Origin of the sequence: Vibrio splendidus, from assembly GCF_001557875.1 — a bacterium.
In the GTDB taxonomy this organism is placed as follows: Bacteria; Pseudomonadota; Gammaproteobacteria; order Enterobacterales; family Vibrionaceae; genus Vibrio; species Vibrio splendidus_F.
The window spans coordinates 41,575-67,073 of the sequence record NZ_LNRF01000006.1; the positions used below are offsets into that span (position 1 = coordinate 41,575).

A 25,499-nucleotide genomic window follows, 5' to 3' on the forward strand; every position below is an offset into this window, starting at 1 on the left:
GAATCCCCGCCATCTTAACCGCGATGACCTTTCCATACCAAAGTTTGTTTGGCTACGATTGGTTTTTGCACAAATCATTTGACAATTAAGCGCTAATGAGGGATAGTCCTCGCCCTTAAATTGTCACCGAACTAAGTTTTTGGGAGTTAGACCCTTGGCAAACAGTAAATCTGCTAAGAAGCGCGCTATCCAAGCTGAGAAACGTCGCCAGCACAATGCTAGCCGTCGTTCTATGATGCGCACTTACATGAAAAAGACTATCGCAGCTATTGCAGCTGGTGATAAAGAAGCTGCAACTGCTGCTCTTGTAGAAGTTACACCACTTCTTGACCGTATGGCGACTAAAGGCCTTATTCATAAGAATAAAGCTGCACGTCATAAGTCTCGTTTCGCTGCTGCAATCAAAGCTCTTTAATAGAAATTTGATTACAACGCAAAACGAAAAAAACCGGCCTAGGCCGGTTTTTTTATATCTAAATTTTGAGTAACGCTTTTATTTTACGTGCTAACAGCCATTTTACTTACCGATAGACAATTAAGCAGATAGATAAAAAACAATCAGGAAAATAAAGAGAGAAGCAAATCGGTACGTAGACAGGTAAATTTTAACGTTCGACATGAAATACTGACACTTCCTTGTGTCATTCCATCGCTGATAAGAAATCCCCCTCCCACCAGCAATTAGCTACTTACAGTAAATACCATGCAGTAGGTTAATCATCGCTTTGACTTCTTCACTGCTCAATGTGTAATACACGGTTTGAGCTTCTTTGCGAGTTTCGACCAAACCATCTCTTCTCAACCAAGCAAGATGTTGAGATAAAGCAGACTGACTCAGTTCCAGCTTGCCACACAACTCCCCAACCGACAGCTCAGTACCATGTAATAGGCACAAGATCTGTAAGCGACGCTCGTTGGCCATGGCTTTGAGTAGAATCACAGCTTGCGCTGAGTTCTTCTCCATCTCTTTTAAGTTCATAGTTTGGCTCCCTACAACCTTTACGCCAACTACGGGCTATCAGTATTTCCGGCATATGGTGGAGTTATGATAATCGATATCAATTCATTAACAAACCGCCTCACTCGAACAATTTGCTAAAATCTGCGTCGCATACGTTTTTTACTGCTGGATGTTGGATCATCCTCTCAGCAAATATGACGTAGTACTCCTCTTTTAACTCTTCAATACCACCTAATAGCTGCAGTGATGTGTCTTCTTCTACTTCAGACATATAAAGCGTCGGTGCTAAGAATATTGCGTCATCATGGTAACGCGCAAAAGCCTTCATTAATGCGGCATCATCAAACTCACCCAAAATATCAGGTTTAAGTCCTTGTCTATCAAACCATTGCAGTACTTTACGTCCCATCGAGGTTCGGCTTCCTGGGATCAAAAGCTTTCTTTGTTCTAATACTGCGGGGAAGTTAACGCCTTCAACCTTGCCTGAACTGAAAAAACTCATTCCACTCTCGCCCAACTTTTTACTAAATAGGCCCGGGCTTTGACTAGAGTCCACCGGACAGTCAGACAAGATCATATCGAGCTTATGCTGAGAGAGTTGCTCAAGTAGCATTTCATGGGTCGATTCAAAACAGCGTAAATGAATGCTGTTATCTGGAGGGATGGTCGACATCAGTATCTTACTGACGAGTCTTTTAGAGAGCGCATCTGCAACGCCAACATCAAACAGAATATTGGAGTGCTGGCTGTAATTCACGATATCCAGCATCTCGTAACTCAGGCCAAACATTCGGTCAGCATATTTAAACACTAGCTGTCCAAGTTCTGTTGGCTCAACACTGCGGCCATTACGCTTGGTCAACTTGCCATCCATGCGCTCTTCTAAGGCTTTTATCTGCCCCGTTACCGTTTGTGGTGTTAGGAATAGGGCTTCTGCAGCTTTAGTAACAGAACCTTGCTTGCAAACCATCCAGAAGTAATACAGATGGTTGTAGTTGAGGTGCGACATAGGTGTGCCGTAATAAAAGAGTAGATACCCTTTTATATCAAATATGACACCGCCACTCAATAAACTCGGAAAAACCAAACCTAACTAAGCATTACTACCTATTTTTACGAAGTGTCTGATTTCATAATGTAATATTTCAGCAATTATTTTCAATTTTTCTCCAACTTTTAAGATCTACACCACCAAGTCATAAATCACACAAAACCCAACAAAAACAACTGGTTAAAATGGCAGTATTTACTGTCAAAATATTTAAACAGCAAATCATCACAAAAAAAACCAACCTAAACCAAAATGTAATATTACTGAAATATTTGTTCTCTAACATCACGCTCAGATTAAACAAACAGACCAAACACAGACTTAAACGGTCCAATGGAGAATACATTATGAACCAAGCTACTACTGCAGCAGCGCCTATCTCGAGCACTACTCGTTGGCTACGCTGGGCTAACTTGGCATTCATGCTTTACCTACTATTACTTTCAGTTTCAATGGTTGGTACAGGCTTCAAATGGGCAACAGGCGAGCAAGCAAAGGTTCTTTTTGAATTTGCTTCACACCCAGTTGCAGGCTTAATGATTGGTTTAGTAGCAACAGCACTGATTCAGTCATCTAGTACAGTTACTTCAATTATCGTTGGCCTTGTGGCAGGTGGTTTACCTGTTGAGCTAGCAATCCCAATGATCATGGGTGCGAACATTGGTACTACGGTAACCAATACGCTGGTTAGCCTTGGTCACGTTCGTTGTAAAGAAGAGTTCAAGCGTGCATTCGCAAGTGCGACAATTCACGACTTCTTTAACCTATTAGCTGTGGCTATCTTCCTACCACTAGAGATGGCGTTTGGTATTCTAGAGAAGATTTCTCACTGGTTAGTATCACCAATGCTAGCAACAGGTGATATGAGCATGGGTGGTCTAAACTTCATCAAGCCAATCACTAAGCCAGTAGTCAGTGCGATTAAAGAGCCTCTATCAACATTTGGCGACACTGTTGGCGGCATCATGCTTATCGTTCTAGGTATTGCGACTATCTTCGTAGCCATCACAGTAATGGGTAAGCTAATGAAGAGCCTAATGGTTGGTCGTGCTCGTGAGATTCTAAAGAACGCAATCGGTCGTGGCCCTATCCACGGTATCGCTTCTGGCTCTATCGTTACTATCCTTGTTCAGTCTTCTTCTACGACAACAAGCTTGATGGTTCCGCTAGTAGGTTCAGGTGTTCTTAAAGTACGTGACGTTTACCCATTCACTCTGGGAGCAAACATCGGTACATGTATTACAGCTCTACTTGCAGCTACAGCAGTATCTGGTGAGTTCGCGGTATTTGCACTACAGATTGCTCTAGTACACTTGGTGTTCAACATCATGGCAACGGTATTCATCTTCGGTATCCCGTTCCTACGTGAGCTACCAGTTAAAGCGGCTGACATGATTTCAGACATGGCTGTGAAGAACAAATCTGTAGTCGCTGGCTACCTTGTTGCGGTATTCCTTGTACTGCCTGGTACCGTGTTAGCACTGACTGCTTAATAGCAAAATAAACATCGCTTATAGCAAAGCCCGCAACCTCCTAGGTTGCGGGCTTTTTCTTTTTAGGAACAGATACGGGAAACAAAAAAAGATGCGGGATTCGAGTAAACGAGTAACGAAGACCAAAACCAGATACGAGATTCGTGTAAACGAGTAACGAAAAGCGACTCTCTCTAATTATCTGCGTTTTAATATTTCGTATCTAACTGACTCAAATCTAAACACGCTCTTCGCATCTCGAATCCCGTTTGCTCGCATCTAAAAATCCGTCATTCCCTACTGCGAGGCACGAGCGTGATAGGGAATCTGCCTAGCACACTACACCCAGAGATTCCCTACTCCCTCCTTCGTCGGTCTAGGGAATGACGGAGGCTTTGCTCTTCGTATCTCGCATCTCGTGTACTCGTATCTAGCGCCCCTACTTACCTTGCTCATAACGTAAGTACATAATGGCAACCATGCCAAAGCCGATAAATTGCCATAGATACTGCCCATCGCTTGCGCCAGTGATGGTTTGAGTAAAAGCCATACAAGCAGTCACAAACAGAGAAGCAAAGGCAGCATAGAGCAACCACGGACGCTCTTTGCCAACCATGAACTCACCAGCAAGTACTGAACGAAGAACCAATAAAAATGGCACACATTGCAAAGCAATCAGAATCGGGAACATATAGTCGAACGTTGGGCTCAGTAGAGCATGACCGATTTGGCTCTTATCCCAAGTGCCGACAATGTAACCTTTCCAGCCAGCCCAAGTGTCTCCCGAATAAGCAGTGTCGGGCGTAATGAAGCCAAGTAGCACGCCCATCACTTTATCGATAAAGCCATTTTTGAACCAAAAAACGAACAGGAAGATCTGAATTGGAATGATCTGAAAAGCGAATTTCTTCAACATATGTGTACCCTAAATAGTTAATAATTTAGATACCAGTATCTGGAAGTCGATGTTTTTACGCTTGATGCAAGGCAATCGAGCCTGAGTCCAAACAATAATCAAACATGTTGAGAAGCCTGTTGGCACAAGAAAGTCTTGCGAAAATACCGTTGCCATTAGCTCTCACGAAACACCTTCGCTTGAGAACTTATTTCGTGGTTTAGGAAAGGTTTGTTTTTTATAAATATTCAATAAGATCAAACAGTTGTCCGTTATGTTCTTTTTTCACTTCGGTATAACGCTGATAGTTGTATTGCGAACCTTTTGGGTTGTCCGACAGCTTGTCAGCCACACTGAGTAGATAAAAACTGATCGGGCTCGGTGTACTTTCGGCAGCATAAGAAAGGTAAGGAAAAGCTTGATTGGCATGCTGGTTGATTAACAATGCAAGACCCAAGGTAAGGTTAGCGATATCACAACGCGGGTTCATCTCAAAGGCTTGCTTTGCCAGTTGCAGTGCATGTTCGCGATCTTCTTGCTCATGAGTTTGCAAATAAGCCAAAGATTCCGAATACGACAGTAAGGCATTGACCAGATAATTATCCCGCCCTTGCTGTTGAATCGTATCCAACTGAAGTGCTATTTCCTCAAATGGCTGACCACCTTTACCCTGATAGAACAACGATATCCCCTCAGAGATAACACTCCAATCATCGTAGTTATCAATAGAAGTCACTCGATGACTTGCCACTCCGTATTCTGAGCTCATTGGGGCAATAATGGCTTTAATCTCGAGAATCACATCCCCAATGGCATCAAAGAAATCATCTTGGCTAAAGCGCTTTTCCACTTTCTGACTTTGGTTGGGCTGACTGTTATTTTGTACCAACACTCTCAGTACATAATCCCCATCCTTTTTCTTGAGCCAACTTTTGAGTTCGACACCATTGTTGGCAAGTGATTGCTTACCCTGTTTAGATAGCTGAGAGAAGTGGTAACCTGATAGGTTTTTAGCTGAGTTCAACCCGTAGAAAAGATAGTTATAGACGCTTTCTGACATCTCATAATCGTTCGCAGAATCGAGTGTTATGTCATGGATATAGACAGGAATCACATTACTTTGATGAGCGGAAGTAACAGCTGTATCGTTGGTTGGGACATCGGCTTGCCATGCCCAAGTTGCTATTAAGCCAACAGAGAATACTGCGGTTGTAATCAAGGCGATGATTTTCTTTTTTGACTTAGCCACAAAAGGTTTAGGCTCAGATTCAGGTAAAGAGACGTCCTCAACGGGAGTTGGTTCGACGCTCGGCTGAGTCACCTCTACATCGAACAGGTAACCTTGCTTGGGAATGGTTTGAATAATGCGATACGGACGCGATTTATCCTGAAGCTGACTGCGCAGCAAGCTGATGACCTGTCTGACCAAATTGTCAGACACTTGAGTTCTTTGCCACACATCAGCAGCTATCTGCTGAGTGCTAACCACTTGCCCGCGATTTTCGATGAAATAGCTGAGCAACTTTGCCTGTAATGGCTCTAAATGAATCGCTTCACTATCCACCACCAACTGATTTTTATCAGGGTAGAAAGCAATAGGAAAATCGTGTTGCAATATAAAGCAATGCGAGCGAGTCATAGTAGTTCTGTAGTTAGAAAAGACCACACAAGATTATTGGTTTTATAAATGGTAAGCAAGCCAAGTATCACAAATAAAAAAGGCTGCACAGTGGCAGCCTTTCAATCAACAAACGGATACGATTAAACCGAGAATGGGTACTTAATCGCTTCGTGGCATTCGTACCCTTCAACCCAAAAGTCATCCATCGTTACCCACGTTTCCAAATCTTCTAGAGACTTAATCTCAGGATTGATATGGAATGTTGGGCCGGCTAGAGGCTCACGCTTTAGCTGAATGTCGCGCATTGGTGCTAATTGGTCTTCGTAAATGTGAGCGTTAACAAGCTTGTGGTAAGCCACACCAGCTTTCTTACCCGTGATTTGCGCCATGATCGCTAGGAACACATACACTTGAACCATGTTGAAGTTCAGGCCTAGTGGCACATCACAAGAGCGTTGAGTACTGTTTAGGAACAGAGTGTCACCAAGTAGAGAAAAGTGGTGGCTGTACATACACGGACGTAAGCACCCCATGTGGAACTCGCCTGGGTTGTAGAAGTTTAAGATCTCACCACGGTCATCGATACCGTTCGTTAGATCATCAACAATCTTTTTCAGCTGGTCGATATGACCGCCGTCAGGCTTTGCCCATGCTCGGCCTTGAACGCCATAAACACGGCCCATGTCATCTTCACCCTTGCGGTAAGGGTTATTCAGCCATGCTTCGTTCAGGTTCGAGTTCGCATCCCAAGTCTTAGTCCCTAGCTTACGAAAATCTTCAGCATTGTCGTAACCACGGATATAGCCAAGCAGCTCAGCAACTGCGGCTTTCCAAAAGCTCTTACGCGTTGTTACCAGTGGGAATTGGTTATTACCAACATCATATTCAAGGTCAGCATTGATCACGGTTAGGCAGCGCTTGCCCGTGCGTTCATTTTCAATCCAAGTACCGTCATCAACGATACGCTGACAGAGATCTAAATACTGTTTCACACCAATTCCTTACTTCGTTTGTTGTGGTAATTCGTCTTTGTAGTGACCGCGCTTGTATGCCCATACCATCATCAGCGCACCGATGATAACCATTGGCAGTGATAGGATTTGTCCCATAGAGATAAACCCGCCGAACAAGCCTAAATGAGCATCTGGTTCACGTACGTATTCTACTAAGAAGCGGAATGTACCATATCCAGCTAGGAATAACCCTGATACAGAACCAAGAGGACGCGGCTTTTTGATAAACCAGTTCAAGATGAAGAACAGCACAATACCTTCAAGCGCCATCTCGTAAAGTTGAGATGGGTGACGAGGAAGTGGACCACCGTTAGGGAACACAATCGCCCATGGCACATCAGTCACACGGCCCCAAAGCTCGCTGTTCATGAAGTTGCCTAAACGTCCCATACCTAAACCAAATGGCACCAATGGTGCAATCATGTCTGCCACACCAAAGAAGGTTCGACCGTTCTTTTTGGCATACCAAAACATGGCAGTAATAACACCAAGCAAGCCACCGTGGAAAGACATACCGCCAGTCCATACCTTAAATAGGTACAGTGGATCGGCGAGGAAAAGGTCAAAGTTGTAGAAAAGTACGTAGCCAATACGACCACCCAGCACCACACCTAGAAAGCCAGCAAACAGTAAGTCTGATACTTGCTCTCGAGTCCAACCGCTACCCGGTTGATCAGCTCGGCGATTTGCTAACCAAAGAGCAAACATAAACCCAACAAGGTACATTAGGCCGTACCAACGAACTGAGATTGGTCCTAGTTCAATAAGAACAGGATCGATATTTGGGAATTCGATAAAACCCTGAGACATACTTGGCTCTCTATCTAAATTGATTAACGGTTAGCTCAATGGCTAACAGAAAAGACACTACAGCAGCATTGTGGCTGCTATAAACATTAAAAATACCGCAAAGAATTTCTTCAGCACAGGGGTTGGCAATTGAGTGGCCAGTTTCGCACCCACTCGAGTGGTCAAAACTGAGGTACAAGATATCGCGATTAAAGCCGGCAGATAAACGTAACCTAAGCTATACGCAGGAAGATCATCGACAGAAGATCCATGCCAAATGAACCCTAGCATTCCCGAAATCGCGATAACACAACCGCATACCGAAGATGAGCCGACGGCTTTACGCATTTCCACACCGTGATGGTTAAGGAAAGGTACCGATAAAGACCCACCGCCAATACCCGCTAAGCTTGATACCAAACCAATCCCGCCACCACACAACACGGTTTTAGCTGAACCCGGCATCGACTTTTGGCTCTTAGAGCGAATCGACAACAGCATTTGCAACGCCAATACTAAGACAATCACACCAAAGACTTTTGGTAAGTACTGAGCTGGAATGACATCGGCCACGAAAGAACCGAGGAAGCCACCTATCACCACACCTGGCATCAACCACTTAACGACAAATATCTCTACGTTACCCAATTTTAAATGGTTAATCGCAGACGATCCCGACGTAACGATGATGGTTGATAACGAGGTAGCCAATGCCATTTGCATCGCAAACTCTTGAGGGATACCCGCTTTAGGAAGCAAATACAGTAAGGCAGGAACCACCAACAGACCACCACCAATGCCTAGCAAGCCAGCTAAAACACCAACAATAGCACCAAGGCCTGCTAACAAGCCTATCAGTTCATATGACACGTTAAATCCTATTTTTTACCTGCTCGAATGAAGCCTGTAAATTCACGCTCTTCGAAATAGTTCAGCATCATACTATAGATGTCACTACCATACGGTTTTGAAAGTGCCTTATTTGCCAAATCCTGTAATTCAGCCAAGTTCGATTGACGAATCAAATATTTGGTTCTTGCAACATTCGAGGTATTCATACTTAACGTCTCATACCCCAATCCAATCAATAGCAGCGCGCCCATCGGGTCACCTGCCAACTCGCCACAAATACACACAGGCAATTGATATTGCTTACAAGTATCATGAATTTGTTTTAATGCCATGATCACCGCAGGGTGCATTGATTCATAGACATCGGATACTCGTGAATTGTTCCGATCAACCGCTAATAAATATTGGGTTAAGTCGTTGGTACCAACTGAAACGAAGTCGACCTTATCCGCAATCAGCGGCAGTATGTAAAGCATGGATGGCACTTCAATCATGATACCAACGCGAGGCATACGCACTCGGTTATCAAGCTCAAGCACTTCGTCATACGCTTGCTCAATAAGTTGTAGTGCATCATCCAGTTCCTGCGCGCCAGAGATCATCGGCAGCAAAATACTCAAGTTATGGCTTTCACAACTCGCACGTAGCATGGCACGTAACTGAATAATAAAAATGTCAGGATGATCGAGCGTAAAACGAATACCACGCCAACCAAGGAATGGATTGTCCTCTTCGATAGGAAAATAAGGTAAGGCCTTATCACCACCGATATCGAGTGTACGCATCACCACTTGCTTTTCAGGGTAGCTTGCCAGCACAGAGCGATACTGCTTGAATTGTTCGTCCTCTGACGGGAATCTTTGCTGCAATAAGAAAGAAATTTCAGTTCGATACAGCCCTACTCCATCAACACCTTGGTTGATAGCGATGTTAGTGTCTGCACTCAAACCCGCATTAAGCAGAATTTCGACTTGCTTGTCGTCTTGCGTTTTTGCCGGAAGGTACAGTTCACGATTGACCATAGACGAGAGCTCACTCTCTTCTAGAATCAGCCCTCGATACTCTTTAAGCAGGTTTTGCGTCGGCTCAATAAAGATCTCACCGCTATACCCGTCAACTATCGCTCGCTTGCCATTAGCTTGAGCTAAGTTAAGATTTACCCCCATGACTGAAGGTATGCCAAGCGCTCGAGATAAAATCGCTGCGTGCGAGTTCGCCGCCCCTTCCAAAGAAATAACCGCCAAGAGCTTTTCTTTGGGAATAGACGCTAATACCGAAGCGGTTAACTCACGAACTACTAGAATAATCGGCTTATCTAAGGTGCGGAGTTCATGTTCAGAGTTATGGAGGAAATAGAGCAGCCTTTGTCCGAGCTCTCGGATGTCTTGTGCCCTCTCACGAAGGTAAACATCTGACATACGAGCAAAGCGATTCGAATAGCTTTCAACAACCTGTCTTAGTGCCCAATCGGCTTTATCGCCTTTCTGGATTTGGCTCTTCAGATCCTTACGCAACATAGGATCGTTGAGTAAGTGAGTAAACAGGTCAAAGATCGCCAACGCATCTTTATTGATTTCGCTATCTAAGCGCTTTCGCATGCGCTTAAAGTCATTGAGGGCGTTTTCAACCGCTACCGCCAACAACTCGTGCTCTCTGTCTACATTGAGCGTCGAAGCAGGATAAACATCGGTGAGTTCAGGCTGAGTATTGTCCCACCACAAATCACCAATCGCCACGCCCGATGAAGCTGCAATACCTTTAGTCGCAGGTAGCTTCTGTTGCTCTAACAGCCAATGGCCTTGAGTTTGGGCGTGCGCCACAATAACGGCAAGTTGTGCAGAGAGCGTGACAAGGAAGGATTCTTCCATCTCACTAAATAAACGCGGGGTCTTCTGTTGAATGACCAATACACCGAGCACTTGCTTGCGGTGGATAATCGGAGTACCGAGAAAAGAGTGATAGACGTTTTCTCCAAGCTCTGGAAAAAACTTATAAGCAGGGTGAGCAGACGCTTGTGCAAGGTTGATAGGTTCAGCACTTCTTTTAACAAGGCCAACCAGACCTTCGTCAAAACCAATGTGAATGCTATTGCCTTTGAAGATCAGGCCTTGAGTTGCCATCAACTCAAGGCGCTGCATATCATTATTTGCCAAATACACGGTGCAACATTCCGTCTGCATCGCACTGCATGTCTCTTTAACCAAAATATCAAGAGCCGTCGATACATCTTCAACTCTTGATACGTGTTCAACTATTTCCCTTAGTTGACTGAGCATGCTTAACCTCTACGCAATTTGCGCTTTCCTTTTATTTTTCGCTCTTTAAACGGCATTGCTAAAGATGCGAACTCTTTCATCGCTCGACGGTAAACATCTCGCTTGAAAGAAACAACTTGTCGAACTGGGTACCAGTAACTCACCCAACGCCAACCATCAAACTCAGGTGTACTTCCACGCTGCATATTGATATGCGATTCATCGCAATCTAAGCGCAAAAGGAACCACTTCTGTTTTTGTCCAATACAGACAGGTTTAGAATCCCACCGAACCAGTCGTTTGGGTAGCTTGTAGCGTAACCAATGACGACTTGTCGCGACGATCTTTACATCCTTTTTGGTAAGGCCAACCTCTTCATACAACTCGCGGTACATTGCTTGTTCCGGAGTCTCACCTTCATCTATTCCCCCTTGAGGGAATTGCCATGAATGTTGCCCGTATCGTTTAGCCCAGAAGACCTGACCATGGTTGTTACAGATTACAATACCAACATTTAATCGGTAACCATCGCCATCTATCACTGGCCAACCTCTATCTAAATTTTTAATTACTCTGATTTTTCCACATATCCCCAATCGGAGCAAACTTAGTGACGTGATAAGCGCTATATTTATGAATAATAACTAGGAATATGGATAAGTTTTGCTCAAATTCTAGTTACCCACACAATAGTGAGACATAGACCACATTTATTCACCTTTTCTGTGAATAACTATGTGAAGAATTACCCGCAATCGTTTTTTTTAATCCATAGATTCATCAACACTAAAAAAGACAAACCAATCAAAATCACTTTATCTCATTAAAAATCAATTAATTAAAATAATATTTTAGTTTTAAAAAACATTAGAAATGTAAAAGATCTTTCAGAAATTCAACATGGTCAAAGATCAACCACTACGATGTTTATCCACACTAGTAAGTGAAAGATTCATTTTGAACCCTATTTGGCAAGCATTTTATCCACCATAAACCCCTGTTTATTTATCCACTAAATTAATATTTCAATTAATTACCTTTATGTCCTGTGGATAACCCTGAGTTTGATCCCTTTTATCGCAAGGAGATCATTTCTTAACCAGTCGTCATTTGGTGATAACTTCTGATAAAATCGTTTTTTTGATCATGCCTTTTATTATGAAACCAGAACCACAAACACAACAAGAGCTGTTAGAGCGCGCGTATGCCATCGCCGGAATGACCTTTAAAGAGCTCGCCGACGAAGCCGAGATGGTGATGCCAAACGACCTTAAGCGTGATAAAGGCTGGGTTGGACAGCTATTGGAATGGCACTTGGGTGCACCTGCAGGCAGCAAGCCAGAACAAGATTTTGCCAAGCTAGGGATCGAGCTAAAAAGCATTCCGATTGGCTACTCTGGCAAGCCACTCGAAACCACCTTTGTGTGTGTTGCGCCTTTGATGGGCGTGCAAGGCATAACTTGGGAAACCAGCCACGTTCGAAACAAGTTGTCTAAAGTGTTGTGGATCCCTGTCGAGGGGGAAAGAGAGATCCCGCTAGCTGAGAGGCATGTAGGCTCCCCTTTATTATGGACGCCTAGCCAAGCTGAAGACGAACTCTTGAAAAGAGATTGGGAAGAACTGATGGAGTTGATTGTTTTAGGCAATGTTGAGCAGATAACAGCAAGACACGGTGAAGCACTGCATTTACGTCCAAAAGCCGCCAACAGTCGAGTGTTAACAGAAGCTTACGGTGCAAGTGGAAAACCAATCAAAACTAAACCTCGTGGTTTCTATCTACGAACTCAATTCACCCACAAATTGCTGACAACACATTACGCATAGAGCTTTTAATCGAGCCTCGATAGCCAAAACTATCAGTGCGTTACAAAACAGTCTGTAAGTTGAATCAATCTCTAGCTACAAACGCTCTCTTAATGAGGTTTGAGCGCCAGTTCAATATCACAATAGCTTTGGCTTGGCTCATTACCAAACTCATCATACGCGTTGTGTAAGCGAAGATACGCCTTTTCAAAACCGAGCCGGAGTAACTCCTCTTTCACTTGATCCAAGGATCCAAAGTGAAGCGGCTCGCCGTCTTGCTTTACCGGTTCTAGCTTGTGTTTGTACTCCACCGCCAGTAGGTATTCTGAGATATCAGAACAGCCAATCACGTACACTTTGGGTGTTTGATAAGAGTCTTTGTGCTCTCCATGTAACCACATGTCTAATTGATGCTTTTGCATAGCCAGCCTCCCTTGCTCTATAAAGCTTAGTAGAACTCTTTTCCTTTACTAGATAACGACTTAAAAAAGCACAGATAACAGCTTAAAAAAGCAAAAAAGAGAAGCAAGAGCTTCTCTTTTTTGGCCAGTTCTAGTTCAAAAGTTTGCACTTTCGACGCCATAACTATCACTGTAAATTATCTTAGGGGTTGAAAGGTGCTATCAACCCCGCAGATTACGTCGGTATTCGCGCACTTAAGACACGACGAAGGTGACGTACTCGACGTTCAATAGTGACGACTTCTGGTTCAGAAAAACCAATTGGTCGACCGTCAGCTTCAAGACCAATATCTCTTAATAAGTGAGTATTGTTCCATGGTAGATCATATGAACTACGACGAACTTTTCGTTGCCATTCACGCTCTTCACGACGAAGATCGGCACGGATAAGGACTGTTGCTAATTTTAAATATACTGAGTGACGCATAATAACTCTCCAGTTGTTGAATCAACTGAGGAAAAATAGCGTGTTCGATAGTATGAGGGCTTCTCACTTAGCTGCTATTTTTCCGCAGCCAAATAAGGGTACGGATCTATTAGTTAGGTTTATCTTGGGTGTTTCGATCGGCCATGGCTGATGTTTGTGACATATCAGTCACCATGTCAGTACACGGATCAAACGACGCGCAAATATGCTGTATAAAATCGAAATGTTTCATTTGCGCCTCCAAGCTAACTAAAAAATCCAAAAGAAATGGGGTAGTAAAAGCAGACAAGTCTTTGTTAAATTGTTGCTTTCACGGTTAAAGTCTAACCAAGTGAGTATATTATTCAACCGCTAATTGGTTAACATTTTTAAAACAATGCATTCGCCTGAAATATCAGTTGCATATTCATTTATATATAACATATTCACTATGATTATATAAAATCACAGCATATCTCTCTTAGGGCTTAGCTAGAAAACAACGAGCTACCTTCAGAAACAAAAAAGCCACGTAGATACGTGGCGTTTAATTTTCAGAGACTGAATAAACTCAGGTAGAAAAGAGTCTAAACCACACCCTCAGAGATTAGGCTGTGTTTATTCAGCAATCGGTACATAGTAGCTCGTGATACACCAAGTTCTTTAGCTGCCAACGAAACCTGACCGCCGTAAGATTCCAAAACAATTAACAACGCATCGCGCTCTGAACGCTCACGAATGCTTTTCAAGCTACGACGTTCATCATTCTGTTTTGGTAAATCGAGTTGGTGATCTTCGATGATCACTGCATCAGACATCAACACAACGCGCTTAATCTGGTTCATCAACTCACGAACGTTTCCCGGCCAATGGTAGCGATTCATCGAACGAATGGCATCGTCTGAGAAACTCTTCGCTTGAGCATTAAACTCTTTCGAGTACTCTCGTAGGAAGTGATTCGCCAGTACTGAAATATCGCTCACACGTTCTTTTAAGCTCGGAACATGAATACGCAAGACATTGATGTAGTGATATAGCTCCTCATTGAAGTCACCTTCGATCAACGCCTTCTCTATATCAGAGGAATTCGCAGCCAGAATACGTACATCGACAGATTTAGGCCCATTCTCGGTTTCAATCTTACCTTCTTGCAAAAAGCGCAACAGGTTCAATTGTTGATTGCGCGGCATTGCTAAAACATCATTGAGTAAGATGGTTCCGCCGTCAGCTTCTTCCAACATACAAGGTGTTGCAGCTGGCTGTGCTGAAATACCAAACACCTCGGCCTCTATTCTCATTTCAGATAAGGCACGGCAGTTAACCGTTAAAAATGGTTTCTGAGCTCGTGACGAGTTTTGATGAATAGAACGTGCAATCGTCTCTTTACCAGCCCCGCTCTCACCATAAATTAAGATACTTACATCTGTCGGGCCAATACGCTTCACTTGGTCTCTCAGGCGCTTCACAGCTACAGAATCACCTAGTAGACCCATGTTGTTATTGATGCCGTAGTTTGGCCATACCTTCTGCTCAAGCTTAAGCATACCCAGTTGGTGACCAATGGTACTTAGCAACTGAGCATCTGGGATTGGCGCCGTGAAAAAGTCGATACAGAAGTTAACGATAAACTGGCAGATCGTATCAGAGCTTAATTGAGATTCACGGATAAAGGCGAGCCATCTCACCTGCTTGTTATTGCTCACAAGGTTAGCAATACCGTTGAGACTGAATTCATCATGACTAAGATCGACAATACCAATGCATGGGCCAATATCTGCAATCAAGGCATCGGCTTTTCGTAAATCCGCACACTGGGTACACTGCCAACCCACTTGTTCTAACACTGATAACCAGGGTTCGTACGCACCACCAACGACGATAAGAGAACCTGGTAAGGAATCCATCTTAAATTGAGTTCCCATCCTTCTTCCTTATTCTATTTTTATTTAAATCAGGCTAATACGAGTCACTGCTTCATCGTTCGACATAATGCCGCGAGATCGTATTCAGCGCAGAGACGTATAGTAGTGAGACTATCTTAGATTTTATGTCTCAATAGTAAGACTACGTCAGAAATAACGTTTTTTCGAATCAAGAGTGCGGTACAGACTAGGTTTTGAAGCCCAAAAACAGAAAAAGCCACCCGAAGGTGGCTTTTTAATTTTATGGGCTGCTACGACCCTTAAGCGAGAATTAAGCTTGTGGACGCATTGCCGGGAACAAGATCACGTCACGGATTGTGTGCGTGTTTGTAAATAGCATTGCTAGACGGTCGATACCGATACCTTGACCCGCTGTTGGCGGTAGGCCGTGCTCTAGTGCAGTAATGTAGTCTGCATCGTAGTACATCGCTTCGTCATCACCCGCGTCTTTCGCGTTAACTTGCGCTTTGAAACGCTCGTCTTGGTCTTGTGCATCGTTAAGCTCAGAGAAACCATTCGCTACTTCGCGGCCACCGATGAAGAACTCAAAACGGTCTGTGAAGAATGGGTTGTCATCGCTACGACGTGCTAGAGGAGAGATGTCCGCAGGGTAGCCAGTGATGAACGTTGGTTGAATTAGCTGAGGCTCAGCCGTTTCACCAAAGATCTCTTCTAGAAGCTGACCACATGTCCAGAACGTTTCTACGTCTACGTGTACAGATTTTGCGATAGCAACCATCTTCTCACGATCTTGTAGGTCTGCTTCTGTTAGCGCTTGAATCTCAGCATGCTCAGGGTTGTAGTGTTTGATTGCATCGAACATGCTCATGCGAGCGTAAGTGCCACCGAACTCAACCGTTTCGTCGCCGTAAGGCATAGAAGTAGAACCAAGAACGTCCATAGCCGCAGTGCTAAGCATCTCTTCAGTCAGATCCATAAGGTCTTTGTAGTCAGAGTACGCTTGGTAGAATTCCATCATTGTGAATTCTGGGTTGTGACGTGGAGACAAACCTTCGTTACGGAAGTTACGGTTGATCTCGAATACACGGTCAAAACCACCAACCACTAGACGCTTAAGGTAAAGCTCAGGTGCAACACGTAGGTACATGTCGATGTCTAGTGCATTGTGGTGAGTGATGAATGGACGTGCTGTTGCACCACCCGGGATCACGTGCATCATTGGCGTTTCAACTTCTAGGTAGCCTTTTGAGCTCATGAAGTTACGGATTGAAGATACAAGCTTAGAACGCACGATGAACGCATTGCGAGAATCTTCGTTCACGATTAGGTCAACGTAACGCTGACGGTAACGCATCTCTTGGTCAGTTAGACCGTGGAACTTCTCTGGTAGAGGGCGAAGTGCTTTAGTCAGCAATTCAAACTCTTCCATGTTCACGTAAAGGTCACCTTTACCTGATTTGTGAAGCGCACCTTTAACACCGATGATGTCACCGATATCTAGGCCTTGGTACTTCTCTTTCAGTACTTTTTGTACGTCTTTCGCTGCGTATGCTTGGATACGACCAGAAGTTTCTTGAATCGCAAGGAATGGGCCACGCTTCGCCATAACACGACCAGCGATCGCAACGATGTGGTTAAGCTCTTCTAGCTCTTCCTTAGTCTTCTCACCGAATTCCGCTTGAAGATCGCCAGCTAGGTGCTCACGACGGAAGTCATTTGGGTGACCGTTAGCTTTGCAGTTTTGGCGGATGTGATCCAGCTTGCTGCGGCGCTCAGCGATTAGTTTGTTCTCTTCAGGTGAAGAAGCTTCTTGTGCGTTTTCGTTTTGAACAGCATCAGTCATTAGAGATGTACCCTGCTTTTAAAATTTGGACAGCTATATTTTTGCAAATATAGGCATTTTTACCAATATTATTGGTAAAGCTTAATAGTTGATAAAGCTTACAGACCTGATTTCAGGCTAGCTTCAATAAACTTGTCTAAGTCACCGTCAAGAACCGCTTGAGTATTACGGTTTTCGATGCCAGTGCGTAAATCTTTGATACGAGAATCATCCAGTACGTAAGAGCGGATCTGACTGCCCCAACCGATGTCTGATTTCGTTTCTTCGCTCGCTTGTTTTTCAGCATTTTGTTTTTGAATCTCAAGTTCAAAAAGCTTAGCACGTAGCTGCTTCATCGCTTGATCTTTGTTCTTATGCTGCGAACGGTCATTCTGACACTGAACCACGGTGTTAGTCGGAACGTGAGTAATACGTACCGCCGATTCCGTGGTGTTTACGTGCTGACCACCAGCGCCAGAGGCACGGTATACGTCAATACGTAGGTCAGAAGGATTAATGTCGATCGTAATGTTGTCATCAATCTCAGGATAGATAAACGCAGATGCAAATGAAGTATGACGACGACCACTTGAATCAAATGGTGACTTACGAACTAGACGGTGAACACCAGTCTCTGTGCGTAACCAACCGTAAGCGTACTCACCAGAAATACGTACCGTTGCGCCTTTAAGGCCAGCAACATCACCATCCGACACTTCGATAACTTCAGTCTTGAAGCCTTTCGAATCTGCCCAACGTAAGTACATGCGCAGCATCATTGAAGTCCAGTCTTGAGCTTCTGTACCGCCCGAACCTGACTGTAAATCAATGTAGCAATCTGATGCATCGTGATCACCAGAGAACATACGACGGAATTCCAGCTTCTCTAGCTTAGCTTCAAGCTCGGCTAATTCTGGTTCAATTTCATCGAACGTTTCTTGATCTTCTTCTTCAACCGCAAGCTCTAATAGGCCATCAACATCCTCAACACCTTGGTCAAGTTGGTCGATCGTTTCTACTACCGCTTCCAATGCAGAACGTTCTTTACCTAGCGCTTGAGCACGCTCAGGTTCGTTCCATACATCCGGCTGTTCTAATTCTGCGTTTACTTCTTCTAGACGCTCTTGCTTAGCGTCATAGTCAAAGATACCCCCTCAGGATATTTGTGCGCTCAGACACATCCTGCAGACGGTTTTTTATAGGATTGATTTCAAACATTTTAGCTCATCATTTATGAGTAGAATTTAACCGGAGAATTGTACTCAAAAGTGTGACGGAGATACAGAATTTTTTAGAGTGCTGAACCAAGATTCAACAACTTAATGGGATATAAAATTGACAGGCAGAAAAAACACCTAAAATTTGTAAGGGAAGGAAGGAAAACAAGCCCTGTTTTTGAACAGAGCTTGTTGAATTTAGCGCTATATGATTAGCATTATTGAGCCCAAAATAACTATTTGGCTTCGATATGATCAATCATCAGCTGCAACGATTGGTTGCCGCGAAACTCGTTGATATCAAGCTTAAATGCAAGATGAACAGTTTTCACCGAAGCATCTGGCCAGCGACGTAAGTCGACATTAAAAGCAATACCGTCAATCATCACATTGGTAGGGTGGCCTTTGTAGAGCGGCTCGAGCATCAGCTTAAGGTGTTTTTCACCCACTAGCTTTTGGTGCAGCACTTTAAACTCACCGTCGAAGATGGGCTCAGGGAAAGCTTGTCCCCACGGGCCTCCTGAACGCAGCGTTTCAGCAGTGTGCATCGAGAACTCTTCTGGCAACAGCTCACCATCAGACAAGATAATGCCCTTAAGTGCTGTTTCTCCAAGTTCATTCTTCACGACATCATTGAACAGCTTGCTGAAGCGTTCAAAGTCCTTTTCCATGATGGTTAAGCCAGCCGCCATTGCGTGGCCACCAAACTTAAGAATCAAACCTGGGTTTTGAGTGTCGATTCGGTCTAAAGCATCACGCATGTGCAAACCCGGAATCGAACGACAAGAGCCTTTAATACTGCCTTCGCCGCCATCTGCAAACGCAATCACTGGGCGGTGGTATTTGTCTTTGATACGCGAAGCCAAGATACCAATCACACCTTGGTGCCAATCACGTTGGAACAGGGCTAAACCAGAAGGCAAGTCGTCTTTACCAAACTCAAGGCGCTCACAAAAAGCCATCGCTTCTTGCTTCATACCCTCTTCGATCTCTTTACGTGTTTGGTTCAAGCCATCTAACTCACTTGCCATTCGGCGCGCAGCATGGATGTTGTTACTCATTAGTAGCTCAACACCAAAAGACATGTCATCCAATCGACCAGCTGCATTGATACGAGGACCAAGAGCAAAGCCAAAATCAGACGCCACCAAACGCTTAGCGTCTCGCTTAGCGATTTCGATCAAGGCTTGAATACCCGGACGAGCTTTACCAGCACGAATGCGTTGCAACCCTTGGTGTACCAAGATGCGGTTGTTTTCATCGAGTGGCACGACATCGGCTACGGTGCCCAATGCCACAAGGTCAATCAATTCCATCAACTTAGGTTCTGTCATGCCGCGCTCTGCAAACCAACCCAACTTACGCATGTGAACACACAATGCCATCATCAGATAAAAAGCGACACCAACACCCGCTAGGGCTTTCGAAGGAAAAGCACAGCTCTCAAGGTTTGGGTTAACCATCGCATCGACCATTGGCAGTTCATTGCCCGGCAAGTGATGGTCGGTAACCAGAACCTCTAGTCCTTTCTCTTTAGCGAAGCGAACACCTTCAATAGAAGAGACACCGTTATCAACCGTCATGATCACTTCGGCGCCAAGCTCGATTGCCTGTTCGACAACCTCCGGGCTCAAGCCATAACCATCTTCAAAACGGTTTGGTACCAGATAATCGACGTTAGAACTGCCCAACATACGTAGAGCAAGTACGGACAACGCTGAACTGGTTGCGCCATCGGCATCAAAGTCACCAACAATGATGATGCGTTTTTGCTGCTGAATGGCCTTGAACAACAGTTCAACCGCAGCATCAATGCCACCCAGTTTTTGATAAGAGTGCAAGCCTTTCGCTGCTGTCTCTAGTTGGTCAGCACTGTCGATTCCACGACTCACATAAATGCGCTTTAACAAGTCAGGTAAGTGAGCAGGTAAGACTGAAATGTCGACCTCAGGACGGCGTTGGATCTCTATCATATAAAAATGGGCCCGATATCAATCAGGCCACTCCTTAAATCAAAAACATGGGGGACAAATTAGCAATACAGAAAATGAGATTATTGCTCTAAACGTTGAAGAAGTTGTGCTGGCGGTAAGTAACCACTCACCAACTCACCACTTGCTAGCACGATAGCCGGTGTGCCATTGATGCCAAGCTCACGACCCAGTTGGTATTGTTTAGCAATGATCTGCTTTTGCTCTGCTAGGTCTTTACCAGACGCTGGCATTTGACGGTTTACTTTAGCGTCATGCATCGCTGTTTTTGGATCATCTGAAGCCCAGATTGCTGCCATTTGATCGGCAACTTGCCCTGTCGCGCCTTGGCGTGGGTAAGCCATGTAACGAACGGTGATACCCAGATCGTTGTAGCCTTGCATTTGGCTGTGCAGACGAACACAGTAGCCACACGTAATGTCAGTAAATACCGTCACAACATACTTTTCGTTATCGGCTTTGTATTCGATAACCGTATCCGACATCGCTGCGACTTTTTCAGCATTCAGCGGAGCTTGACGCTCAGCCAAAACGTCACTGAATTTGCCGTTATCATCCAGAGAGTAAAGAGTGCCGGCTAGAAAGTGATCGCCCTCTGGAGAAGAAAAGATAATGCCGCTGTTGGTTTGAACTTCTAACAGACCATCGATATCCGAAGGGACAATCTTATCAACCTTAATACCGATTTTTTCAAAACGCTTAGTTAACGCAGCTGTATCAATAGCTTGAGCTGGACCAGCTTCTACGGCTGTTGATGTTGTTTCTACTTTCGCTTCTGATGCATTACATGCAGTAATCATAAGAGGAAGCGCTAGTAGAGGAAGACGGCGTAATACGCTCATTAAGTTCACCTTAAAAATAAATGGATTTAAGCACGTGGGTGATGCTGCGCGTGAATTTGCTTCAGCCTTTCAGTCGCCACGTGAGTATAAATTTGGGTTGTCGATAAGTCACTATGCCCAAGTAACATCTGTACGACCCTGAGATCTGCGCCATAGTTCAGTAAATGCGTCGCAAAAGCGTGTCTCAATACGTGGGGTGACAACAATTCTGTGTCGATTCCAGCGACGACCGAGTAGTGCTTGATACGATACCAGAACGTCTGACGGGTCATTTGCTTGGCGCGTTTACTCGGAAAAACCACATCAGAACTGTTTTCGCCAAGTAGATGTGGACGACCTTGTTCAATAAAAGTCTCTATCCAATCCACCGCATTTTCGCCCATGGGTACTAAGCGCTCTTTGCCACCCTTACCAATAACACGCACCACACCTTGTCTTAGGCTGATGTTTTCCATCGTCAAGCTAACCAGTTCTGTCACACGCAAACCGGTTGCATAGAGTAACTCAAGCATCGCCTTATCGCGAAGCTCAATCGGATCGTTCGGATCTGGCGCATCAAGCAAAGCATCAACCTGCTCTTCGCTCAAATCTTTCGGCAAGCGTTGCGGCAGCTTCGGGCTGATCAACAAGGCACTTGGATCATCGCCTCTGATTTTCTCGCGGTGTAAATATTGGAACAAGCGACGAATCGCCGACAACATACGGGCACGAGAAGTCTGTTTAAAATCAGCGTCGGCTAACCAGCCTTGATAATCCTGTAAACCTGAAAGGCTAATGAAGTCGAGGCGGTAATTGTTCTTTTCCATCCACGCTAATAACTTGGATAAATCGGTACGGTACGAGACAAGCGTATTCTCCGATAATCCTCGCTCCATCCACATAGCATCTAAAAACTGCTCAACGAGACCGTGGTCTTCGCTCTGCCCTTGAGGCGACTGCATAGTGTTACTCACAATATTGGAAACTGTTTTGAGAGTATGCCAGAGCAAATATGAATGCCATAAAAATTACGACTTGAGCGGATAATCGCTGCAATCGAAGTCGATTTATGGTTAGAATTCGCCATCTGAAATTAAAATCGAACGTTTGCTATGAAAATTGGATTATTTTACGGCTCAACCACCTGCTACACAGAAATGGCAGCAGAGAAAATTCGCAGCATTATTGGTGAAGACCTAGTTGATATCCATAACGTGAAAGAAACCCCTCTTTCATTGATGGCGGACTACGACCTTTTATTGCTGGGCATCTCGACTTGGGACTTCGGTGAAATCCAAGAAGATTGGAATGAACTGTGGGAAGACATCGCAACCACGCCAATGAAAGGCAAGGTTGTGGCTCTGTTTGGTTTAGGTGACCAAGAAGGCTACGGCGAATGGTTCCTTGATGCGATGGGTCTGTTGCATGATGAACTGAAAACCGCTGGAGCAGAGTTTGTTGGCTTCTGGCCAAACGACGACAGCTACGAGTTCGAAGCGTCTAAAGCGTTAACGGAAGACCAATCTCAATTCGTTGGTTTGGCGCTTGATGAAGATTCACAATACGAGCTTAGCGATGACCGTATCGCAAGCTGGGTTGAGCAAGTACTGGTTGAGTACAGCGAAAAGCTATAACCAAACAGAAGTACACCTAACTAAGTAGCTGAATATAAAAAGACCACAGAATACAAAAAGGCCTCATTACTGCGAAGTAATGAGGCCTTTTCTATTTCATCTCGAAGAACAATCTAATCTCAACGGAAGATTAAACAGTCTCCTCAGCCATCTCTTGCTCTGTTGATTTACCAACGAAGAACATACAGATGATTGCAGCAGTCGTTGGAAGCAACCAACCCATACCGATCTCAAACAGTGGCAGCATCTTAAGTGCAGACACGTCTACACCCGCTACTTTAGCGCCATCAATAAGAGCAAACAGCAGTGACACTAATACTACTACGCGGTAAGCCACTTTGGGATTAGGGAAACGGCTACGCAAGAATGTCAGAGCAACCAACGCGATAGCGACTGGGTACAATGCAAATAGTACTGGAACAGACAGAGAAATCAGTTGAGAAAGACCAACGTTTGCAACGGTTGCACAAGCCACACCGTTGATGATTACCCAAGTCTTGTAAGACAGAGGCGTTAGCGAGCTGAAGTAATCCGAACATGCTGACACAAGACCAATCGCAGTTGTTAGACACGCTAATAGTACGATCACAGAAAGCACTAGCTGACCAGAAGGACCAAACAACGATTGAACGTATAGGCTTAAGATAGCACCGCCATTGTCTGCACCGGCTGCTACTGTTGCACTTGTTGCGCCTAGGAAGAATAGAGAGATGTAAACAAACGCTAGACCCGCTGCGGCAATACAACCCGCGCTAATTAGGTACTTAGTCGTCGCAGCACGGTCAGTAATGCCCTTGCTACGAATCGCATCAACAATCAGCATACCAAACATCAAAGAAGCAAAAGTATCCATGGTGTTGTAGCCTTCAAGGAAACCTTTAGTCAGTGGCTGAGTAATGTACTCACCGTGAGCCGCAAGAACATCACCTTGAGGGTTAACGAATACAGCAATCGCCAGTACAACCAAACCAACGAATAATACAGGTGTCAGTACCTTGCCAATGACGTCAATAAGCTTACCTTGCGACCATGAGAAGAACATCGCTACTACAAAAAATGCAATCGAAAAGAGAGTTAGGTGAGCTTGAGAGGCATCGATGAAGAAGGGTTTCACCGCCATTTCATAGGCAACAAGGCCAGTACGTGGTGCTGCAAATGCAGGACCGATAATGATAAAGATCAGCACAGCCATAATGGTTGCAGCTTGCTTAGGAAGATCTTTAGTTAAGTGACCCCAAGAGCCACCAGCCACAGCGACCGCGACGATAGTGATTAACGGCAGACCAACGGCAGTCAGCAGAAAACCAGACATCGCTGGAAGGAAGTGATCACCGGCTAATTGGCCAGCTAGAGGTGGGAAGATGATGTTACCCGCACCCAAGAAAAACGCAAAAAGCATAAAGCCCAATGCCATTATATCTGTTAGTTTTAGACTCTGTTTCACAGATAATCCTTAATTATATTTATGAGTTTATGTTGTGCTTACATGAATGTTACAGCTAAAAGCTGCCAATCAATCTATAAAATAGTCGCGCATAATGACGAAACACTTGGCTAGCTGCAAGTCACCACACAAAAACACCATATAAATTTGCATATGAGAACAAAAAGCAGTGGATTACACTGGCTATGGAAAAATAGCCACAATTATAAACTAACCATAATTCACAACAATAGTTTCCCAAGCAGAACATTGATTCATACAAGCGGTTAACATTAGAGCTAATCACTTAAAATATCTTGATACTCAGAACATTAATGAAAGACAAAACAGTGCAAACTAAAAGCTTCAATTTTAAGCAATTCTCAATTTACGGCGGGCAAAGCGGTATGCCAGTCAGTACCGATGGCGTGTTACTTGGCGCGTGGGTAAGCCTGCCACAAAGATCATGTGCACTCGATATTGGAACAGGAACAGGTCTGCTGGCCTTGATGGCTGCGCAACGTTTTGAGGATGCTTCAATCTCTGCGATAGATATTGATCAACACGCCATTGATGCTGCCACTGTCAATATTGAGCAATCGCCTTGGCAAGATCGTATCTCCCTTGATCACGGCAGCGTGTTAACGGCCGACTTTCCACAAAAGTTTGATGCGATCATCTGTAACCCGCCCTACTTCAACTCTGGAGAACAGGCGCAGCAAAGCCAAAGAGCCACCGCCAGGCACACCGACAGCTTGGATCATTTAGCGCTTGCCCAGCGTTGTTTCGAGATAACAACCGACACCGCGACTGCTAATTTCATCCTACCGACGCCTGAGGGGGAAGGTTTTATCAAGCTTGCCGAGCAATGTGGTTGGTATCTAGCAAAACGCCTTGATGTGAAAACAACAGACAAGAAACCGGCTAGCCGAATTCTATTTGAGTTATCTAAAGATCCTGTTTGCGAGCAAGATTTGCAGCGCGAATCGCTTACAATTCACCACCAAGGTGGTTATAGCGAAGCATTTATTGCGCTCACGAAAGATTTTTATCTCAAGATGTAGCAAATACCATGTGATCCTAATCACTAATGCTTCTATAATGTCCGACTACTCTTTTTTATCGTCTG

Annotated in this window: 24 protein-coding genes; 5 read left to right on the top strand and 19 right to left on the bottom strand. The window is 44.5% G+C overall.

What is annotated here, in order from left to right; genetic code table 11:
• Positions 1-154: 154 nt before the first annotated feature.
• Entirely contained in the window at positions 155-415 is a 261-nt protein-coding gene (gene rpsT / locus ATB74_RS14765) for a 30S ribosomal protein S20 (RefSeq protein ID WP_004739529.1), read from the top strand.
• Positions 416-685: 270 nt separating this feature from the next.
• Here the strand turns inward: rpsT and ATB74_RS14770 are convergent, their stop codons facing one another.
• Positions 686-979 (bottom strand): ArsR/SmtB family transcription factor, encoded by a 294-nt coding sequence (locus tag ATB74_RS14770; protein WP_004735028.1) that lies wholly within the window; start codon positions 977-979, stop codon positions 686-688.
• Between the two features lie 100 nt (positions 980-1,079).
• A complete protein-coding gene (gene nhaR / locus ATB74_RS14775) occupies positions 1,080-1,970 on the bottom strand; it encodes a transcriptional activator NhaR (RefSeq protein WP_060983074.1) in 891 nt (296 codons plus the stop codon).
• Between the two features lie 389 nt (positions 1,971-2,359).
• Between nhaR and ATB74_RS14780 the strand changes: the two genes are divergently transcribed.
• Positions 2,360-3,505, top strand: coding sequence for a Na/Pi symporter (locus ATB74_RS14780; RefSeq protein ID WP_048662115.1), 1,146 nt, complete (start codon positions 2,360-2,362; stop codon positions 3,503-3,505).
• 418 nt (positions 3,506-3,923) lie between these two features.
• Here the strand turns inward: ATB74_RS14780 and ATB74_RS14785 are convergent, their stop codons facing one another.
• From ATB74_RS14785 to rppH, 7 genes are all read right to left on the bottom strand, one after another.
• A complete protein-coding gene (locus ATB74_RS14785) occupies positions 3,924-4,400 on the bottom strand; it encodes a hypothetical protein (protein WP_061019029.1) in 477 nt (158 codons plus the stop codon).
• A gap of 217 nt (positions 4,401-4,617) precedes the next feature.
• A complete protein-coding gene (locus ATB74_RS14790; RefSeq protein WP_061019030.1) occupies positions 4,618-6,018 on the bottom strand; it encodes a winged helix-turn-helix domain-containing protein in 1,401 nt (466 codons plus the stop codon).
• 122 nt (positions 6,019-6,140) lie between these two features.
• The gene (locus ATB74_RS14795) at positions 6,141-6,992 is read right to left on the bottom strand and encodes a thymidylate synthase (RefSeq protein ID WP_060983071.1); all 852 of its coding nucleotides are present in this window, start codon (positions 6,990-6,992) and stop codon (positions 6,141-6,143) included.
• 9 nt (positions 6,993-7,001) lie between these two features.
• On the bottom strand, positions 7,002-7,823 hold the full coding sequence (gene lgt, locus ATB74_RS14800) for a prolipoprotein diacylglyceryl transferase (protein ID WP_008221585.1): 822 nt from the start codon (positions 7,821-7,823) through the stop codon (positions 7,002-7,004).
• Between the two features lie 57 nt (positions 7,824-7,880).
• Positions 7,881-8,672 carry a sulfite exporter TauE/SafE family protein gene (locus ATB74_RS14805; protein ID WP_060983070.1) on the bottom strand — a complete coding sequence of 264 codons (792 nt, stop codon included), beginning with the start codon at positions 8,670-8,672 and terminating at the stop codon, positions 7,881-7,883.
• 8 nt (positions 8,673-8,680) lie between these two features.
• The gene (gene ptsP, locus ATB74_RS14810; protein ID WP_061019031.1) at positions 8,681-10,930 is read right to left on the bottom strand and encodes a phosphoenolpyruvate--protein phosphotransferase; all 2,250 of its coding nucleotides are present in this window, start codon (positions 10,928-10,930) and stop codon (positions 8,681-8,683) included.
• A gap of 2 nt (positions 10,931-10,932) precedes the next feature.
• Positions 10,933-11,451, bottom strand: a complete 519-nt coding sequence (rppH, locus tag ATB74_RS14815; RefSeq protein WP_017059335.1) for an RNA pyrophosphohydrolase — start codon at positions 11,449-11,451, stop codon at positions 10,933-10,935.
• 616 nt (positions 11,452-12,067) lie between these two features.
• On the opposite strand from rppH, the gene mutH reads away from it, so the two are divergent.
• The gene (mutH, locus tag ATB74_RS14820) at positions 12,068-12,733 is read left to right on the top strand and encodes a DNA mismatch repair endonuclease MutH (protein WP_048606845.1); all 666 of its coding nucleotides are present in this window, start codon (positions 12,068-12,070) and stop codon (positions 12,731-12,733) included.
• A gap of 89 nt (positions 12,734-12,822) precedes the next feature.
• On the opposite strand, the gene ATB74_RS14825 is transcribed toward mutH, so the two are convergent.
• The 9 genes from ATB74_RS14825 to xerD all read right to left on the bottom strand — a co-directional run bounded on the left by ATB74_RS14825 (position 12,823) and on the right by xerD (position 22,275).
• A complete protein-coding gene (locus ATB74_RS14825; RefSeq protein WP_004735016.1) occupies positions 12,823-13,134 on the bottom strand; it encodes a DUF6482 family protein in 312 nt (103 codons plus the stop codon).
• Between the two features lie 214 nt (positions 13,135-13,348).
• Positions 13,349-13,600 carry a hypothetical protein gene (locus tag ATB74_RS14830; protein ID WP_004735015.1) on the bottom strand — a complete coding sequence of 84 codons (252 nt, stop codon included), beginning with the start codon at positions 13,598-13,600 and terminating at the stop codon, positions 13,349-13,351.
• Positions 13,601-13,709: 109 nt separating this feature from the next.
• Positions 13,710-13,832 carry a hypothetical protein gene (locus ATB74_RS24485; RefSeq protein ID WP_260167372.1) on the bottom strand — a complete coding sequence of 41 codons (123 nt, stop codon included), beginning with the start codon at positions 13,830-13,832 and terminating at the stop codon, positions 13,710-13,712.
• A gap of 334 nt (positions 13,833-14,166) precedes the next feature.
• Complete coding sequence (vpsR, locus tag ATB74_RS14835) at positions 14,167-15,501, bottom strand: cyclic-di-GMP-binding transcriptional regulator VpsR (RefSeq protein ID WP_060983068.1); 1,335 nt, start codon at positions 15,499-15,501, stop codon at positions 14,167-14,169.
• A gap of 271 nt (positions 15,502-15,772) precedes the next feature.
• A complete protein-coding gene (gene lysS / locus ATB74_RS14840) occupies positions 15,773-17,305 on the bottom strand; it encodes a lysine--tRNA ligase (RefSeq protein ID WP_060983067.1) in 1,533 nt (510 codons plus the stop codon).
• Between the two features lie 98 nt (positions 17,306-17,403).
• A protein-coding gene (gene prfB / locus ATB74_RS14845) for a peptide chain release factor 2 (RefSeq protein WP_102300662.1) occupies positions 17,404-18,502 on the bottom strand; the annotation gives its coding sequence in 2 pieces (ribosomal slippage) (positions 17,404-18,426 and positions 18,428-18,502; 1,098 coding nt in all).
• A 235-nt stretch (positions 18,503-18,737) separates the two neighbouring features.
• Positions 18,738-20,474: a single-stranded-DNA-specific exonuclease RecJ gene (gene recJ, locus ATB74_RS14850; RefSeq protein ID WP_017059329.1), complete on the bottom strand. Its 1,737-nt coding sequence runs from the start codon at positions 20,472-20,474 to the stop codon at positions 18,738-18,740.
• 80 nt (positions 20,475-20,554) lie between these two features.
• A complete protein-coding gene (locus ATB74_RS14855; protein ID WP_061019032.1) occupies positions 20,555-21,334 on the bottom strand; it encodes a thioredoxin fold domain-containing protein in 780 nt (259 codons plus the stop codon).
• Positions 21,335-21,360: 26 nt separating this feature from the next.
• Positions 21,361-22,275 carry a site-specific tyrosine recombinase XerD gene (gene xerD / locus ATB74_RS14860; protein WP_048658059.1) on the bottom strand — a complete coding sequence of 305 codons (915 nt, stop codon included), beginning with the start codon at positions 22,273-22,275 and terminating at the stop codon, positions 21,361-21,363.
• A 150-nt stretch (positions 22,276-22,425) separates the two neighbouring features.
• Between xerD and fldB the strand changes: the two genes are divergently transcribed.
• On the top strand, positions 22,426-22,947 hold the full coding sequence (gene fldB / locus ATB74_RS14865; RefSeq protein WP_061019033.1) for a flavodoxin FldB: 522 nt from the start codon (positions 22,426-22,428) through the stop codon (positions 22,945-22,947).
• Positions 22,948-23,077: 130 nt separating this feature from the next.
• Here the strand turns inward: fldB and brnQ are convergent, their stop codons facing one another.
• Positions 23,078-24,391, bottom strand: a complete 1,314-nt coding sequence (gene brnQ, locus ATB74_RS14870; protein ID WP_061019034.1) for a branched-chain amino acid transport system II carrier protein — start codon at positions 24,389-24,391, stop codon at positions 23,078-23,080.
• 314 nt (positions 24,392-24,705) lie between these two features.
• Between brnQ and ATB74_RS14875 the strand changes: the two genes are divergently transcribed.
• The gene (locus tag ATB74_RS14875) at positions 24,706-25,434 is read left to right on the top strand and encodes a tRNA1(Val) (adenine(37)-N6)-methyltransferase (RefSeq protein WP_061019035.1); all 729 of its coding nucleotides are present in this window, start codon (positions 24,706-24,708) and stop codon (positions 25,432-25,434) included.
• Positions 25,435-25,499: the final 65 nt, after the last annotated feature.